2 protein-coding genes and 1 pseudogene are annotated in these 1988 nt (G+C 40.2%); all 3 read left to right on the forward strand.

All coding sequences use genetic code 11. From position 1 onward, the window contains the following. Positions 1-221, forward strand: a pseudogene (locus SMIDD26_RS00740) (ABC transporter ATP-binding protein); the annotation flags it as partial. Between the two features lie 206 nt (positions 222-427). Beyond that, positions 428-1234 (forward strand): ABC transporter substrate-binding protein, encoded by an 807-nt coding sequence (locus SMIDD26_RS00745; protein ID WP_061438621.1) that lies wholly within the window; start codon positions 428-430, stop codon positions 1232-1234. A 16-nt stretch (positions 1235-1250) separates the two neighbouring features. After that, a partial coding sequence (locus SMIDD26_RS00750; protein ID WP_134990097.1) for an argininosuccinate synthase occupies positions 1251-1988 on the forward strand: 738 nt, incomplete at its 3' end.

Here is a 1988-nt window from a genome sequence, read left to right on the forward strand (position 1 = left end):
GTGAACAACAACGAATTGCAGTGGCTAGAGCCATCTTAAAACCCAGCCAGCTGATTTTAGCCGATGAACCGACAGGTTCGCTGGACCCTGAAAATAGAGATTTGGTCTTGAAGTTTCTCTTAGAGATGAATCGCGAGGGGAAAACAGTTATTATTGTGACCCACGATGCTTATGTAGCCCAACAATGTCATCGTATCATTGAATTGGGCGAGGGAAAATGAGTTCGTTCAGCTCCTTTTGACTGACTGAATACTCTTGCTTCACAGAGATAAATAGCATAAATACGCCTAGGAATGACATTTTTATGTAATTTTCCTAGGTTTTTCTGTTTTAAATTGAAAAAAATTACAATTTAGGCTTGACAAAGGATGAAGATAGGTGTATTATTTATACAAACAAAAGGAATAAACATAAAGGAGGCTTTGTTATGAATAAGATGAAGAAGGTGTTGATGACGATGTTTGGTTTAGTGATGCTCCCCCTACTATTTGCTTGTAGTAACAATCAATCGGCTGGAATTGAAGCCATCAAGTCCAAAGGAAAATTGGTTGTAGCCCTCAATCCAGATTTTGCTCCATTTGAATACCAAAAAGTGGTTGATGGGAAAAATCAGATTGTGGGTTCAGATATCGAATTAGCCAAGGCTATCGCAACAGAACTAGGTGTCGAATTGGAACTATCTCCCATGAGTTTTGACAATGTACTGGCTAGTGTTCAATCAGGTAAAGCTGACCTTGCCATATCTGGTGTTTCTAAGACAGATGAACGGAGCAAGGTATTCGATTTTTCAACTCCCTACTATACTTCAAAAAATAAACTCATTGTCAAAAAATCTGACTTGGCCACTTATCAGTCTGTAAACGACTTGGCGCAGAAAAAGGTCGGAGCGCAGAAAGGTTCGATTCAAGAGACGATGGCGAAAGATTTGCTACAAAATTCTTCCCTCGTATCTCTGCCTAAAAATGGGAATTTAATCACAGATTTAAAATCAGGACAAGTGGATGCCGTTATCTTTGAAGAACCAGTTGCCAAGGGATTTGTGGAAAATAATCCTGATTTAGCAATCGCAGACCTCAATTTTGAAAAAGAGCAAGATGATTCCTACGCGGTAGCCATGAAAAAAGATAGCAAGGAATTGAAAGAGGTAGTCGATAAAACCATTCAAAAGTTGAAGGAGTCTGGGGAATTAGACAAACTCATTGAGGATGCCTTTAAAGCGTCCATTGAAAAATAGAAAGAAGGAAAAGAACATGAGTAAAGAAAAAGTAATTTTGGCCTATTCTGGCGGTTTGGACACATCAGTTGCTATTACCTGGTTGAAGAAAGACTATGATGTTGTTGCAGTTTGTATGGATGTGGGTGAAGGGAAAGACTTAGATTTCATCCATGATAAGGCTCTTCAGGTTGGGGCAGTCGAATCTTATGTCATTGATGTTAAGGACGAATTTGCTACAGATTATGTACTAGTGGCTCTTCAGTCACATGCCTACTATGAACAAAAGTACCCCTTGGTATCTGCCTTGAGCCGCCCTCTTATTTCTAAAAAATTGGTTGAAATAGCGCATCAGACAGGAGCGACTACAATTGCTCATGGTTGTACCGGTAAGGGGAATGACCAAGTACGTTTTGAAGTATCGATTGCAGCCTTGGATCCCAATTTAAAAGTGATTGCGCCAGTTCGTGAATGGAAATGGTCTCGGGAGGAAGAAATTCATTATGCTAAGGAAAATGGGGTGCCTGTTCCTGCTGACCTTGACAATCCCTACTCTGTCGACCAAAATCTTTGGGGACGTGCCAATGAGTGTGGTATTTTGGAAAATCCATGGAATCAGGCTCCAGAAGAGGCCTTTGGCATCACAACTTCTCCAGAGCAAGCTCCAGATATGCCAGAATACATTGAGATTGAGTTTAGTGAAGGTGTTCCAGTTTCCCTCAATGGAGAAGGGTTAAAATTGGCAGATTTGATTCAAAAACTCAATGAAATAGCT

Origin of the sequence: Streptococcus mitis, assembly GCF_001579035.1 — a bacterium.
Lineage (GTDB): Bacteria > Bacillota > Bacilli > Lactobacillales > Streptococcaceae > Streptococcus > Streptococcus mitis_J.

What these genes read in the sequence shown, in the direction of transcription:
- SMIDD26_RS00745 (WP_061438621.1), top strand. Translation starts at nt 428, where the DNA reads ATGAATAAGATGAAGAAGGTGTTGATGACGATGTTTGGTTTAGTGATG.